The following is a 14,402-nucleotide window of genomic DNA, read 5'->3' on the forward strand; positions in this document are numbered from 1 at the left end:
CCGCGATCGACGTCGCGCGCTCGCTGTCGCGCACGATGGTCGATTCGGTCGATCCCGAACATGCCGCGGCCGCCGCGCGCTTTCGCCAGCTCTGGTCGGCCTATGAAGAGAATCGCGATCTGATGCTGATGGGCGCCTACGTCGCCGGCGCCGACCCGGTGCTCGACATCGCGATCGCCCGTCACGCCGACCAGCTCGCCTATGTTTCGCAGCCTGCCAAGGCGCAGGTCGATTTCGACATTTCCCGCCAGACCCTGATTGAAGGATATTCCGCATGAACGCCCGTACCGCACGTCGCAAACGCATCATCCGCGTGCGCTCCGTCGAACATCAGATGGCCGAAGCCAATCTGGCGCGCGCCAACGGCGAGCTGGCGAATCTCGTCGAACTCGCGAAGCGGCTCGAAACGCTGCGCGTCGATCTGGCGATGGCGAAAGGCGCGGTCGCGGGTCGTGCGCTCAATACGATCGGCGAACTCGCGATGCGGCTCGACATCGCGCAGGAAAGCCTGACCGCGCCGCTCAGCAATGCGAGCCAGCGCCGCGACGAAATGGGCGCGCTTGCGCAGAGCGCGATGGCGAAGGAAGAATCGGCGGTGCGCCTCTATGAACGCAGCCGCAAGTCGGCCGAGGCCGAGCAGGAACGCCGCAACGACGCGAACCGCCCGCACCGCCCGCGCACCGCGATGCGCCTGCGCCTGATCGAAGGCGGTGCGTCATGATGAGCGCGCCCCCTCTTCCCACACCGCAGGGCGCGATGCCTGCAGGTTTCGCCACCTTCCTCACCAATATCGGGCAGCTGCCCGAAGGCGGCAGCGAAGGCGGCTTCGACCAGCTGCTCGCCGCCGCGCCGGTCGTTGCCGCGCCGGTCACGAATGCGGCCGCGACGATCAGGATCGACCCCGCGCTGACGACGGAATCCCCGGCGCCGCAGATCGATACCCCGCCGGCGAAGGCAGCCGTCAGCGTCGCAGCCCCCACCGTCAAAGCCGAGCCCGCCGAAGCCGACGCCGCCACGCTGGCCGCGACCCTGCTGAACGCGCTGGGCGGCAGCGCCCCCGGCACGGCGCCCATCCCCGGCAAGCCGGCACCGGCCGAAACCGAAACCGATGCTGCCGTCGGTACGGCGGAAACCGGAGAAAGCGGCGCCGCCAACACCGCGACAACCGATCTTGCCGTGGCCGTGGCCTCCACCATTCCGGCGGCCGCGAAGCCCGCCAAACCGGTCGAAGCGTCTCGGGCCGAGGCCGCCGCCGACGTGCCGGCGTCCGTCGCCGCAGCCCCGCGCGATGCAAGGGCGCCGCTGCCGATTCTGACCGGAGCCGAAGCATCTGCCGCCAAGCCCGTCGAAGCGGCGCCGTCGATGACGATCCTCTTCGCGCAGCCCGCGGCGCAGGGCGCAGCGACGATCTCCGAAGCAGCGGCGCCTGTCGTGCTCGCCGACCGCGTGCTCGACCTAGACAGCGACGGCGCGTGGATCGACCAGCTCGCGCGCGACATCGCCGCGACGAGATCGGACAACGGCGACATCAGCTTTCGCCTGATGCCGCGCCACCTCGGCCGGCTCGACGTCGCGATGCGCCAAGGCGACGAGGGCGTCGCGCTGAAGATGGACACGCATCATGAAGCGACAGCGACGATCGTCACCGCCGCGCAGGGTCGGCTCGTCGAAGAATTGCGCCAGCAGGGCGTCCGCGTCGCCGGCGCCGAAGTGACCTGCACGCCGGGCGAGACCGGACGCCAGTCGCAAGGTCAGGGTCAGGGCCGCGCCGCCGCGCCCGACACCGCCCACCTCATCGAAACTGCCACCGAACGCGCCGAGCCGCGTGACGAAGCGCGCGCCGCGGATCGCCGCGGCCGCTTTGCCTGATCAGAAAGGGTCGCATCATGGCCAAGGATAATGTCGAAGGCGCCCCCAAGAAGAAGGGCAAGTTCAAGAAGCTGCTGCTGATCGGCGTCGCCGCCGTCGCGCTGATCGGCGCGGGCGCGGGCGCCGGTATCTATTTCGGCGCGCTCTCGGCGCACGAGGCGAAGCCCGAGGATAATTATCCGAAGCTCGTCGTGCGCAGCAAGGAGGATCCTGAACCCGCCGCCGAGGGCGAAGACAAGGAAGCGCCGCCGAAGGTCGGCACCGTGTCGGTCCCGAATGACAAATATAAGGTCGATCCCAAGAAATATGAGATCACCTATTATCCGATCGCCGACAGCTTCACGACGAACCTCGCCGACGGGTCGGGGTTCCTGCAGGTCGGTATCAGCCTTTCGACCTTCTACGACGGCAAGGTTATCAATAATATCAAACGGCAGGCTGTTCCGATCCGTTCGGCCGTGCTTATGGTGCTCGCCGAACAGGATCCGGGGTTGCTCTCCACATCACAGGGGAAACAGAGGCTTCAACGCCAGTTGACGGCCTCGATCAACGATGTGCTGCGCGACAAGGAAGGTTTCGGGGGCATCGACAATGTATATTTCACGAGCCTGGTGATTCAGTGACTGCCAGCGCCAAAACCGTCAAAGCCGTGAAGGCACCGGCCGCCCCTGCACCCGCAGCGGCGGCCGCGCCTGCGGATACGAAAGAATCCCTGCTGCTGCGCAAGGCCGCGGACGGCTATGCCTTTCCCGCGCTCGAGGGCGTGGCGAGCCAGTTCACGCGCAGCTTGCGCGACCTCGTCCGCGCCCTCGGTGCTCCGGCGATCCAGATCGAACGCGCGGGCGCCGAGCAGATGAGCTTTGCCGAGTGGAGCGCCGCGGCCGCCCCGGCGATCTTCTGGCGCTATCACGCACCGCCGCTCAAGGGGCCGGTGCTGCTCGCGGGATCGCGCGCGCTGCTGCTCCAGCTTGTCGACATCTTCTATGGCGGCCAGGGCAAGCTCGCCGCCGAACGCGAAGAGCTGACCGATGCCGAAGAGCGCTTCGCGGCCCGCCTCGGCCGCGACATCGGGATGCAGCTCGCCGCCGCCTGGCGCGGCAAGCTCGCGATCGAACCCGAACTCGACTGTGTCACCGGCGACCCGGCGAAACTCGCCGCGGTCCGCGCCGACGACGAATTGTTCGTCCAGCGTTTCAAGCTGCGCGGCGCGCCGTTCGAGGGGCGGACGATCATGTGCGCCTATCCGGTCGCCGCGCTGCGCGGCGTCGCGGGCGACGAGCTCCTCCCCGAAGCGCAGGGCGCCGGTGCCGGCGCCGCCGATCCGGCATGGGCCGGCGCGCTCGACAAGGCGCTGCGCGACGTCCGCATGCCCGTCCGCTCGGTCCTCGCGCGTCCCGAGATCAGCCTCGTCAAGCTGCTCGCGCTCGAAGTCGGCGACATCATCCCGCTCACCATGCCGCGCCATGTGCCGGTGACCGTCGCCGGGCGCAGCTTCGCGCTCGGCAGCATCGGCGAGGCCAATGGCAACGCCGCGATCATGATCGAACATATCGAAAAAGGACCGGACAATGACTGATATCGCCGACGCCCCGAAGGCGCGCGCCGACCGGCGTGACAAGAGCATCGCCGCCGCCCCCAATTTCGACCTGCTCGCCGGCGTCTCGCTGCGCGTGTCGGTCGAGGTGGGGTCGACGTCGATGACGCTTTCCGAACTGCTCGCGCTCGGCGAAGGCAGCGTGATCGAACTCGATCGTGCCGCGACCGACCTTCTCGACATCTATGCCAACGGCACCCTGATCGCCAAGGGCGAGATCGTCAGCGTCGACGGCCGTTATGGCATCCAGGTCGCCGAAGTCGTTGCGCCCGCGCGCGGGCTCGAAGGTTTCGAGCGGAGAGGCTGATGTTCGAATATATCCTTCGCCTGCTCATCCTGCTGCCGCTCGTCGGCGGCATGGCGTGGGGCAGCCTCTGGCTGTGGAAGCGCGTCCAGATGGGCGTGCCGCTCGTCGGCGGCGCGACCAAATCGCGCGCGGTCGAAATGATCGACGTGCTGCCGCTCGGCCCGGGATCGAAGCTCGCGGTCGTCGAATTCGCGGGGCAGCGCGTGCTGATCGCGGTGTCGCGCAATGGCATCACCCGCATCGCCGACGACAGCCAGGGCGATTTCCATGCCGACTGATCGCCGTTTCTGGCTGCGCGCCGCGGCGCTCGCCGGCGGTGCCGCGCTGCTCTGCGCTGCCCCTGCGGCATTTGCGCAGGCAACCGACGGCCTCAATCGTGCGGTGAGCGAGATCGGCGGCGACGGCCGGCCATTGAGCCTGTCGCTCCAGATCCTCGTTCTGATGAGCCTGCTGACGGTGCTGCCGTCGCTGCTTCTGATGATGACGAGCTTCACGCGCATCATCATCGTCCTGTCGATCCTGCGCCACGCGCTCGGGTTGCAACAGACCCCGCCGAACCAGGTGCTCGTGGGCCTCAGCCTCTTTCTCTCGCTGTTCGTGATGCAGCCGGTGATCAGCGAGGTGAACCGCGTCGCGATCACCCCCTATGGCCAGGAACAGATCGACATCGGCGAGGCAGTATCGCGCTCGGGTGACGCGCTCCACGGCTTCATGATGAAGCAGACGCGCAAGACCGACCTGATGATGTTCGCCAAGATCGCCAAGGCGCCGAGCTATGCGAGTCCGAAGGACGTGCCCTTCTCGATCCTGCTGCCCGCTTTCGTCACCAGCGAGCTCAAGACCGCGTTCCAGATCGGTTTCCTTATCTTCCTGCCCTTCCTCGTCATCGACCTGATCGTCGCCTCGGCCTTGATGTCGCTCGGCATGATGATGCTGTCGCCGACGATCATATCGATGCCGTTCAAGCTGCTGCTCTTCGTTCTCGTCGACGGCTGGGCGCTGACGATGGGATCGCTCGCCTCCTCATTCGTAAGTTAGCGGGATGGAGGCCGACTATTTCATCGGGGTCGCGCAGCAGTCGCTGTGGATCCTCGCGCTCGCCTCGGCACCGCTGCTGCTTCCGGTGCTCGTCATCGGCGTGCTGCTCGGCATGGTGCAGGCGGCGACGTCGATCAACGAACAGACGCTGACCTTCGTGCCCAAGCTGATCGTCGCGGCGATCTGCCTCGCGATCTTCGGCGGCAGCATCCTCGTGCTGCTCACCGATTTCACCCGCGAGCTGTTCGCGCAAATCCCGGCGCTCGTCCGCTAGGGCCAGATGAATCCCGCCGACATCCCGAATATCGAGGCGATGCTCCAGCTGTGGATGCTGGGGATGATCCGCCCCGGTGCCGCGTTCATCGCCGCGCCGGTGTTCGGCGCGTCGAACGTGCCGGTGCAGCTGCGGCTCGTGATCGCGCTCGCGGTCGGGGTGCCCGCGGTCGCCGCGTCGGGCATGGCGCTCCCGCCCGAGGGCATTGTGTCGGTCCCGGGCTTTTTCCTCATCATCGGCGAGGCGGTGATCGGCCTCGCGATCGGCTTCGTGCTCCAGATGGGGCTCGCCGCCGCGCTGCTCGCGGGCGAGGTGATCAGCAACGCGATGGGCCTCGGTTTCGCGTCGATGGTCGATCCGCTGAGCGGTGCGTCGAGTTCCGCCATCGGCCAGTTCCTGTCGATGATGGCAACCGCGCTCTTCCTCGCCGCCGACGGCCATCTCGTGCTGATCGACATCATCGTCGACAGCTATACCGCGCTGCCCCCCGGCAACGCCTTTCCTTCGTGGAACGCGATCGGCGGCGTGATCCGTTTCGGCAGCCTGATGTTCGCCGCGGGCCTCACCATCGCGATGCCCGTCGGCTTCGTGCTGATCCTCGTCCAGATCATCATGGGCGTGATCGGCCGCTCGGCGCCGGCGCTCAACCTGTTCGCGGTCGGCATTCCGGCGACGCTGCTCGCCGGGATCGTCCTGCTCGGCGTCGCCACCCCGGCGATGGCCGAAGCGGTCGCGCATATCCTGTCGGACGCGCTCGAGGCCGCGCGCATGGTGGCCGGGATCTGAGCGATGGCGGAAGGCAGCGACAAGGACCAGAAGACCGAACAGCCGACGGCGAAGAAGCTCGCCGATTCGGCGCGCGAAGGCGATGTGCTGATGTCGCGCGAGCTGGCGACCGCGCTGATGATGCTCGCCGCCGCGGGCTGGATCGTCGCCGCGGGCGGCTGGTTCGTCCAGTCGGCGGGCGACCTCGTGCGCCGCGGGCTGACGCTGACCGCCGCCGACGTCGCCGATTTCGCGCCCGCCGAGGCGCTGATGCGCAACGGCGTCGAGATCTTGCTGCCGCTCGCGAGCCTGTTCGCCCTCGCGCTCGGTGCCGCCGTCGCGGGCCCGGCGATGCTCGGCTCGATCGGCTGGCGCGGCAAGGCGCTTCACTTCAAGGGCAACCGGATCAATCCGATGAGCGGGCTCAAGCGCATGTTCGGGATGCAGGGGGCAACCGAGCTCGGCAAGGCGCTTGCGAAAGTCCTGCTGCTCGGGACGATCGGTTACTGGCTGGTCCGGAACAGCCTGCCCGCGATCATGACGATGGCGTCGACCGACCTCATCGGCGCGATCGGCCTGGCGGGCAAGGCGATCGGCCATGCGATGCTGACGCTCGCCGGCGGGCTGGTCGTCATCGCGCTGATCGACGTGCCGGTGCAATGGTTCCAGCGCAACAAACGGCTGATGATGAGCAAGCAGGAGATCAAGGAAGAGATGCGCCAGTCCGACGGCGCCCCCGAACTCAAGCAGGCGCAGCGCCAGCGCGCGCACGAGATTTTGAGCGGATCGGCGCGCAAGGCGGTGTCGGAGGCGACCGTCGTCCTGACCAACCCGACGCATTTTTCGGTCGCGCTCCGCTATCGTCCCGGAACCGACGCCGCCCCGGTCGTCGTCGCGCGCGGGCGGGGCGACGTCGCGCTGTCGATTCGCGAGCTGGCGCGGACCGCCAACGTCCCGATGCTCGAATATCCACAGCTGACCCGCGCCATCTATTTCACCGCGCGCGCGGGCCGCGTGATCCCCGAGGAATTGTTCGTCGCGGTCGCGACCGTGCTCGCCTTCGTCTTCCAGCTCGAGCGCGCGGTCGCCGACGGCCTCAACCAGCCCGCGGTCGACGTGCCGCCCTCGCATCGTTTCGACCCCGAAGGACGTCGCCAGGCTTAATCTTGTCCGCGCGCCGCCGTTAAGCAGTGCGAAGGATATTTGCCATGGTCAGCTCAATCGCCAACAGCCTCGGCTTCGGGTCGGGTATCGACATCAAACAGCTCGTCACCGATCTGTCGAATGCCTCGCGCGATCCCAAGATCCAGCGCATGGCCCAGCTCACCCAGGCGAACCAGACGCGGATCAGCGCGCTGGCGCAGGCACGCTCGGACCTCGACGGTTTCGCCGATTCGCTGAGCCAGATGGTCGATGACGGGACGCTGCGCAGCACGCCGACCGTCTCCGACGACAGCGTGCTCGGCGCCACCAGCCGCGCGGGCCTGTCGGCCGACAGCTTTGCCGCAACGGTCGTCGTAAACCAGCTCGCGCGCGCGCAGACCGATTATTCCGCCGTCGTCGCCGACAAGGCGGCCGCGATCGGTGCCGGCACGATGACGCTGACCGTCGGCGGCGTCGCCAAGACGATCACGATCGGCGCGACCAACAACAGCCTCGACGGGCTCGCCAAGGCGATCAACGCCAGCGGCGCCGGGGTCACCGCATCGATCATCGCCGACGAAGGCGGCCATCGGCTGATCCTGAAAGGCCCGACGGGCGAGGCGGGCGCCTTTACCCTGACCGCCGACGCCGGTGCCGACCCCGGCCTCGCGGCCTTTGCGACGGGCGGCGGCATGACGCAGGGCCAGAGCGCCACCAACGCCGAATTCACGATCGACGGCGTCGCCTTCAGCCGCGCGACCAACATCATCGACGACGTCGTCCCCGGCATGTCACTGACGCTCAAGAAGGCGGCGCCCGGGCAGCCGGTCGACATCGGCGCGAGCCGCCCACTCGACATGATCAAGCAGACCGTCGGCGATTTCGTCGCGGTGTACAACCAGCTCAAGAAAAGCCTCGTCGCGGCATCGAGCATGTCGGGGCCGACCACTTCGCTCCGCGAACTCGAGCGCGAATTGTCGGGGCTGCTCCACAAGGTGATTTCAAGCCACGGCAGTATCAACAAATTGTCCGACATCGGCATCACGTCGACAAAGGACGGGCTGCTGACGGTCGACAACGCCAAGCTCGACAAGGTGCTCGCATCCGATGCCGGCGCGGTCGAGGCGCTTTTCAACCCGCGCCGCGACGCGACGCATACCGAGCAGAGCGATCCCGGTATCGCTTTCGCGCTCGACGCGATCCGCGACAAGGCCGTCGGCGTCAACGGCGCGATCGACCGCGTATCGAAATCGCTGACCGAGAAACAGGAAAACCTCGCCGAGCAGCTCGAGAAGATCGAGGAACGCGAGGAGGCCTACAAGAAGCGGCTCGAGAAGCAATATGGCTCCCTCGAAGCGAGGCTCGCCTCGTTCAAGGCGACGCAAACCTATCTCGAACAACAGATCAAGCTCTGGTCGAACCAGGGTGACGACTAATATAGAGTTTGGGGACCACCGCCGTGACCGCTACCGCCTCGACCGTCCGGGCGACCGGGCTTTATCGCCGATTGCAGAATGAAAGCCGCGCCGCGGCTGCCGACCCCGTCGAACTGGTCACCATGCTTTACGACGAGCTGGAAACCGCCGTCGGCGTACTGGGCGCGATGGTACGGCAGGGCCAGCGCATTTCGGCGACCGAGCCCGCGCATCGCGCGCGCGCGATCCTGATCGGGCTCGACGTCAATCTCGACCGTGACAAGGGCGGCGATGTCGCGACGGCGTTGTCGCGCGTCTATCGCAGCATGCGACGCAAGCTCGACGACGCGGTCGCCGCGAACAGCGCCGAAGCGCTCGCCGAACTGCTCGAGGGAATCCTGACGATCAGCGCCGCGTGGCGCCAGCTTCGCTGAAGGCGGCGGCCCTGATCCCGGATATGGCAAACGGCCCGCCCCTTCGCACGAAGGGCGGGCCGTTGTCGCTTATTCGAAGAGCCCGCCGGGTAACCCGGCCGCCCAAGGTGGGGACGGGCGGCCGGGTGGTGCGGGAGCGGACCAGAGCCCCCTTTTTTCAGCGGGTGCTGAAACTCGTATCGCGGCCGGTCAGGCGGCCTGCTGGTGGACGCCATATTTGCGCATCTTTTCGATGAGCGTGGTGCGCTTCAGCGTCAGCAGGCGCGCCGCTTCCGAAATGATGCCGTCGGCAAGGTCGAGCGCGACGTGGATCTGTTCGAGCTCGATCGTCTCGATCTCGCGCTTCAGATCGATCGGACGGCCAGGCGCCGGCGTCTTGGCCTGCGGCGCGGCCGAAGCGAAAGGCGTGGCGGCGAAGTCTTCCGCGCCGGCCTGCACCGCGGCGGGGCTGCCGGAGACAGCCTGCCGCGGCGCAAGCCCTGCGGTGGGGTTCAAAAGCATCGCGACATCGTCGGCGCCGAGCGTCTCGCCACCATGGAGAACGCTGGCGCGTTCGACGAAATTGCGAAGTTCGCGGACATTGCCCGGCCAACGGTGCTGCATGAGAAGCGCCATCGCGGCCTCATCGTAGCGGCATTTGGCGTCGGCGGGCATCTGCCGCTGGAAGTGGCGGACGAGCGCCGGAATATCCTCGGCGCGGCTGGCAAGGCTGGGGACCTGGAGCACAACCACGCCGAGCCGGAAGAACAGGTCTTCGCGGAATTTGCCTTCGGCGATCGCAGCGCCGAGATCCTGATGGGTCGCCGAAATGACGCGGACGTCGACGGCCTTGACCTCGCTGCTGCCGACGCGGACGATCGTCCGGTCCTCGAGCACGCGGAGCAGTTTGACCTGCATGTCGAAACGCATGTCGCCGATTTCGTCGAGGAAGAGCGTGCCACCCTCGCTTGCTTCGAAATGGCCGATGCGGCGGGCATGGGCGCCGGTGAAGCTGCCCTTTTCATGTCCGAACAGTTCGGATTCGATGAGTTCGCCGGGGATCGCGCCGCAATTGATCGCCGAAAAGGCCTTTCCGGCACGGACGCCCTCGTCGTGGATCGCGCGGGCGACCAGTTCCTTGCCCGAGCCCGACGGGCCGCAGAGCATCACCGAAGCGTTCGAGCGCGCCACGCGGCGGATCATCTCGCGCAGCCGGCAAGCTGCCACGCTCGTGCCGATGATCAGCGCTTCGAGCGCTGCATTGTTATTCTGCCCCACAGTCATTTCAGTCTCCACCGCACCGCCCGCTCGGTGCCCCTTCGATGGACTCAGGAATTGACGAAACTGGTAAACAAAAGCTTATCTCGTGGTCACTAAGTCATTCAAAACAAAGTGATATTACCAAACTGGAAGTATTGATGGCGCAAACGCGTTAACCATTCCCGATATGCTGCCAGACTGGCGCTAATTGTCGCCGTCGCGCCAGCCCAAGGTGATCGAGATGCGGCGATTGCGCGGATCGAATCGGTCGGAAGGGACATAGGGTTCGCGATCGGCGACCCCTTCGATTCGCGCGAACCGCTCCGATGCGATGCCACGGAACGCGAGATAGTGGCGCGTGACCTCGGCGCGGTCGACCGACAGGCGCCAGTTGTTGGTGCCCGACTTCGCGGACCAGGGCGCGGCATCGGTGTGCCCGCGAATCATCACCCGGTTGGGCACTTCGGCGATCAGGGTCGCGACCTCGGCGAACAGCTTCGCACCGGACGGGGTCAGCTGGCTGGTGCCGATCGCGAACATCGAGACGTCGGCATCGTCGACGATGTCGATGCGCAACCCCTCCAGCGTTTCGGTGAAGCGCAGATTGCGTGCGAGGCGTTTGAGGTCGGCCTGACTCTGGAGCCGCTCCTTCAGCGACTGCGCAAGCAGGTTGAACTTCTTCGATTCGGCTTCGCGCTCGCGCCCCGACGCCTCGCGCGGGCCGCCGACCGCGTCGCGCGGGATCGTCATCGCGCGCGTGCCCGTCTGCGCGGCGCCATGCGGATAGCGGTCCGCCGCCACCAGCGAATCGCCCCCGAACAGGCCGGTCGATCCCGCGGTCTCGGTTTTCGTCTGCACGATCGTCGGCGCGAAATAGTCGGCGAGCGCCTTGCGCTGCGCCTCGTTCGTCGCGCCGAGCAGCCACATCAGGAGGAAGAAGGCCATCATCGCGGTCACGAAGTCGGCATAGGCGACCTTCCACGCGCCGCCATGATGGCCGCCGTGCGATTCCTGGATCACCTTCTTGACGATGATCGGCCGTGGCGGGGTGTTCGGGCGAACGGCCATCAGCGGCCCCGCATTCCGTCAAAGACTTCCGCGAAGCTCGGCTGATTGGCATGGTCGACGCCCGAACGCGCCGCCTCGATCACCAGCGGCTGCGGATGACCGTGGAGCGAGGCGATGATCAGCTGCTTCACCGTGTGATAGATGGCGTTGTCGCTTTCGATCACCGCCTTGGCGCGCGTCGCGAACGGACCGACGAGCCCATAGGCGAGGAGCACGCCGAGGAAGGTGCCCACAAGCGCCGAGCCGATCATCGCACCGAGGATCGCCGGCGGCTTGTCGATCGAGCCCATCGTCTTCACGACGCCGAGCACCGCGGCGACGATGCCCAGAGCGGGAAGCGCGTCGGCGAGGCTCTGCAGCCCCTCGGCGGGTTTCATGCTGTGGTGATTGTGGCTCTTCAGCGCATTGTCCATCACTTCCTCGACCGCGTGCGGATCGAGCGTGCCCGACGACACGACGACAAGGCGCAGCGTATCGCAGATCAGGTGGACGAGCGTGTCGTCCTTCAGGAGCTTCGGATATTGCTGGAAGATCGTCGAACTCTTCGGATCCTCGATATGCGGTTCGACCGCGACGGGTCCTTCGGTGCGCATCATCTTCATCAGCGTCGAGACGAGCAGGATGCAGTCGAGATAGTCCTGCTTCCTGTACTGCGGTCCCTTGAACACCTTGCCGAGCCCGCCGGCGAGCGCCTTCAGATCGGCGCCCGAATTGCCGATGATCAGCGATCCCAGCGCGGCACCGCCGATGATCAGCATCTCGTGCGGCAGCGCATGCATGACCGGGCCGAGGTTGCCGCCCGTCAGCGCGAAGCCCCCGAAGACCAGCAGGATGAGAACCACGATGCCGACGACGGGAAACATGTGCGAGCAACTCCATTCGGGACCCGGCTGTCGAGGCCGGCCCCCGTAGCTTCAGGGACGTCTTGATGATTAACGGCAGCGCCGCCCCAAGATTGAGGGCCGTCAGCTCAAAATATCGAACAAGGTCTGGCGGTTGATCTTCGCAAAGGCCGCCTGCGCCGCCTGCAGCGTCAGATCCTGGGCGTGGAGCGACGCGATCGCCTCCTCGAGATTGGTGTCCTCGACATCCGATCGCTCGTCCTTGAGCGTGATTCCGCGCGCCGCGAGCCCGTCGCCGACACGGTCGAGCCGTCCGCCCGCAAGGCCGATCTTGGCATGTTCGTCGGCGACGTGGCTGATCGCGGTATCGAGCACGCCGAGCGACGCGTTCATACCCACCTTGTCGTTCGCCGCGACCGCCGCCGCGGCATCGCGAATGCCCGTCGACAGGCTGTTGCCGCCGACGACGAAAACATCGGCCGCCGACGGCACGGGCGCGAAGGTGACGTCCGAATCGAAACGCATCACGCGCGCGGCGCCGGCGGCGAACAAGGGCTCGCCGTTCGAATCGCGGGTCGCCGCCAGCGAGTCGAGCTCGTCGGCGATCGTCCCGAGTTCGGCGGCAATCGTGGCACGGTCGGCGGGATTCGCCGTATCGCTCGTGGCGGCGAGCGTCAGTTCGCGCGCGCGCGACATCAGGTCGCTCACCGATTTCATTACGCCGTCGGCTTGCGACACGAGCGCCGAGGCCGCGTTGACGTTCGACGACCAGGCCGTCATGCTCGCCTGCGTCGTGCCGATCGTCGCGATCCGCCGCGCCGCGACCGGATCGTCGGACATGCGCAGCAGCTTCTTGCCGCCCGAAATCTGGATCTGCGTCCGCTCGAGCGCGTCGGCGAGTTTCTGCTGGCGCGCGATTTCGCGCGTCATGCGATTGCCCACGGCGTTGATCATGATCCTGATCCTTTCCTAAAGCGAGCTGAGCAATGTCTGCATGGTCTCGCGCGCGACCTGGATCGTACGCGCGGCCGCCGAATAGGCCTGCTGGAAGCGGAGAAGTTCGGCAGCTTCGGTATCGAGATCGACCTGGCTGACGCCATCTCGCGCGGCCGCAGCCGCGTCGGCGCGCGTCGCCGCCGCGGCATCCTGCGCACGCGCCGATGCGACCGTCTGCGCCTGCGACGCCATATGACCCGACCAGCGCGCTTCGGGATCATTCGCACCGCGCATCGCGCCGAGCGCGAGCATATTGCCGTTGCTGCCCGACGCGTTCGCCACCGCAACCTCGTCGGGCGCGAGTGCCGCGGCGGTCAGCGTCGCGGCGCTGGTACCGGTGAGCAGCGGCTGGCCCGGATTGCCGTTGGCGTCGGTGCCCGCCTGATGCGCGGCGTTGAGCTGGTTCGCGAAGTCGGTCGCGAGCGTGTCGAGCGCCACGCGCTGATCGGCGACGTGGTTCGCGCCCTCGGCAAGACCCGCGAGCGAACCGGTCGAGATCGCGAGCGGCGAACCGCCGACGCTGTACGACAGGCGACCGTCGGGCGCCGCGGTGACCGAAATCGGGTTCACCACACCGCCACCGACCAGCAGGTCGCCCGATCCGGCGGCGCGCAGCGTCACCGCGCCATTGTTGTCGAAACTCGTGCTGACGCCCGCTTGCGACGACAATTTGTCGAGCAGCCGGTCGCGTTCGTCGAGCAGGCTTGCTTCGTTCGTCGAACCCGGTCGCGCCTTGCGCAAACCGACATTGATCTGTTCGAGCGCATTGAGGTCGGCGTTGAACTGATCGACCTCGCTCGCCGCCGCGCCCTCGATCCCCTCGCCCATCTTGTCGAGCTGGTTCGCGGCGGTGCGGAAGCCCGACGCGATATCATCGACCGACTGCAGGAACTGACTGCGCAACGTGCGGTTCGACGGATCGGAGGTCAGCTGGTCGGCGGTGGTATAGAGCCTGGTGAGGCCGGTCTTGATGCCGTTGGTCTCGTCGCTCAGCGCGCCCTCGACCTTGTCGAGCCACGAAAGCTTCGTCGCCGAGCGTTCGGCATCGCCCGAAGTGATCCGCGAATCCTCGATCAACCACTGATCGACCGAGCGGTCGATCCCGCGGATGTCGACACCGCCGGGGTTGGTATTGCCGCGATAGAAGATCGAGTTGCCACCGCCGACGGCCTCCATCATTTCGAGCCGGCGCCGCGCATATCCGGGCGTCTGGGCGTTGGCGATATTGTCGCCCACCGTCGCCAGCGCGCGCGAATAGGCCTTGAGCCCGCTATAGCCGATACCGAGCAGGTCGCTCATTGCACGCCTCCCCCGGAGCGAGCGGCGAGCCCGCCGAGCTGGCCGCGGAACTGCCGCTCGACCATGTCGGCGATGCCGAACTGGCGCATCGCGGCAAGGCTGTCGGCGGTGCGCGCGTC

The 14,402-nt window shown here is 66.9% G+C and carries 17 protein-coding genes and 1 pseudogene; 13 read left to right on the plus strand and 5 right to left on the minus strand.

Annotation, left to right across the window (positions count from 1 at the left end; translation table 11 throughout):
* The 13 genes and pseudogenes from fliI to JHC57_RS16405 form a co-directional block, all read left to right on the plus strand.
* Window positions 1–278: pseudogene (fliI, locus tag JHC57_RS16345) on the plus strand (flagellum-specific ATP synthase FliI); the annotation flags it as partial.
* Window positions 275–721, plus strand: a complete 447-nt coding sequence (locus JHC57_RS16350; protein ID WP_294031283.1) for a hypothetical protein — start codon at window positions 275–277, stop codon at window positions 719–721. The pseudogene fliI and the gene JHC57_RS16350, both read left to right, overlap by 4 nt.
* The gene (locus tag JHC57_RS16355; protein ID WP_294031285.1) at window positions 718–1,869 is read left to right on the plus strand and encodes a flagellar hook-length control protein FliK; all 1,152 of its coding nucleotides are present in this window, start codon (window positions 718–720) and stop codon (window positions 1,867–1,869) included. Before JHC57_RS16350 ends, JHC57_RS16355 begins: the two co-directional genes overlap by 4 nt.
* Before the next feature lie 17 nt (window positions 1,870–1,886).
* Entirely contained in the window at window positions 1,887–2,492 is a 606-nt protein-coding gene (locus JHC57_RS16360; protein WP_294031287.1) for a flagellar basal body-associated protein FliL, read from the plus strand.
* Window positions 2,489–3,445 (plus strand): FliM/FliN family flagellar motor switch protein, encoded by a 957-nt coding sequence (locus JHC57_RS16365; protein ID WP_294031288.1) that lies wholly within the window; start codon window positions 2,489–2,491, stop codon window positions 3,443–3,445. Before JHC57_RS16360 ends, JHC57_RS16365 begins: the two co-directional genes overlap by 4 nt.
* A complete protein-coding gene (gene fliN / locus JHC57_RS16370; RefSeq protein WP_294031290.1) occupies window positions 3,438–3,770 on the plus strand; it encodes a flagellar motor switch protein FliN in 333 nt (110 codons plus the stop codon). Before JHC57_RS16365 ends, fliN begins: the two co-directional genes overlap by 8 nt.
* Entirely contained in the window at window positions 3,770–4,048 is a 279-nt protein-coding gene (locus JHC57_RS16375) for a flagellar biosynthetic protein FliO (RefSeq protein WP_294031291.1), read from the plus strand. Before fliN ends, JHC57_RS16375 begins: the two co-directional genes overlap by 1 nt.
* On the plus strand, window positions 4,038–4,808 hold the full coding sequence (gene fliP / locus JHC57_RS16380; RefSeq protein ID WP_294031293.1) for a flagellar type III secretion system pore protein FliP: 771 nt from the start codon (window positions 4,038–4,040) through the stop codon (window positions 4,806–4,808). The genes JHC57_RS16375 and fliP overlap by 11 nt, the downstream gene beginning before the upstream one ends.
* A gap of 4 nt (window positions 4,809–4,812) precedes the next feature.
* Window positions 4,813–5,082: a flagellar biosynthetic protein FliQ gene (locus tag JHC57_RS16385; protein ID WP_037557392.1), complete on the plus strand. Its 270-nt coding sequence runs from the start codon at window positions 4,813–4,815 to the stop codon at window positions 5,080–5,082.
* Window positions 5,083–5,088: 6 nt separating this feature from the next.
* Window positions 5,089–5,868, plus strand: coding sequence for a flagellar biosynthetic protein FliR (gene fliR, locus JHC57_RS16390; protein ID WP_294031297.1), 780 nt, complete (start codon window positions 5,089–5,091; stop codon window positions 5,866–5,868).
* 3 nt (window positions 5,869–5,871) lie between these two features.
* Window positions 5,872–7,011 (plus strand): flagellar biosynthesis protein FlhB, encoded by a 1,140-nt coding sequence (locus tag JHC57_RS16395; protein ID WP_294031298.1) that lies wholly within the window; start codon window positions 5,872–5,874, stop codon window positions 7,009–7,011.
* A gap of 44 nt (window positions 7,012–7,055) precedes the next feature.
* Window positions 7,056–8,426: a flagellar filament capping protein FliD gene (fliD, locus tag JHC57_RS16400; RefSeq protein ID WP_294031299.1), complete on the plus strand. Its 1,371-nt coding sequence runs from the start codon at window positions 7,056–7,058 to the stop codon at window positions 8,424–8,426.
* 23 nt (window positions 8,427–8,449) lie between these two features.
* Window positions 8,450–8,839, plus strand: coding sequence for a flagellar export chaperone FliS (locus JHC57_RS16405; RefSeq protein WP_294031301.1), 390 nt, complete (start codon window positions 8,450–8,452; stop codon window positions 8,837–8,839).
* Window positions 8,840–9,028: 189 nt separating this feature from the next.
* Here the strand turns inward: JHC57_RS16405 and JHC57_RS16410 are convergent, their stop codons facing one another.
* The 5 genes from JHC57_RS16410 to flgK form a co-directional block, all read right to left on the minus strand.
* Window positions 9,029–10,102 (minus strand): sigma-54 dependent transcriptional regulator, encoded by a 1,074-nt coding sequence (locus JHC57_RS16410; RefSeq protein WP_294031302.1) that lies wholly within the window; start codon window positions 10,100–10,102, stop codon window positions 9,029–9,031.
* Between the two features lie 180 nt (window positions 10,103–10,282).
* Complete coding sequence (locus JHC57_RS16415) at window positions 10,283–11,146, minus strand: flagellar motor protein MotB (RefSeq protein WP_294031304.1); 864 nt, start codon at window positions 11,144–11,146, stop codon at window positions 10,283–10,285.
* On the minus strand, window positions 11,146–12,009 hold the full coding sequence (gene motA / locus JHC57_RS16420; RefSeq protein ID WP_294031306.1) for a flagellar motor stator protein MotA: 864 nt from the start codon (window positions 12,007–12,009) through the stop codon (window positions 11,146–11,148). The genes JHC57_RS16415 and motA overlap by 1 nt, the downstream gene beginning before the upstream one ends.
* 102 nt (window positions 12,010–12,111) lie before the next feature.
* Window positions 12,112–12,942 carry a flagellin gene (locus tag JHC57_RS16425; RefSeq protein ID WP_294031307.1) on the minus strand — a complete coding sequence of 277 codons (831 nt, stop codon included), beginning with the start codon at window positions 12,940–12,942 and terminating at the stop codon, window positions 12,112–12,114.
* A 15-nt stretch (window positions 12,943–12,957) separates the two neighbouring features.
* The gene (flgK, locus tag JHC57_RS16430; protein WP_294031309.1) at window positions 12,958–14,283 is read right to left on the minus strand and encodes a flagellar hook-associated protein FlgK; all 1,326 of its coding nucleotides are present in this window, start codon (window positions 14,281–14,283) and stop codon (window positions 12,958–12,960) included.
* Between the last annotated feature and the right edge of the window lie 119 nt (window positions 14,284–14,402).

This window comes from Sphingopyxis sp., from assembly GCF_016463645.1.
In the GTDB taxonomy this organism is placed as follows: domain Bacteria; phylum Pseudomonadota; class Alphaproteobacteria; order Sphingomonadales; family Sphingomonadaceae; genus Sphingopyxis.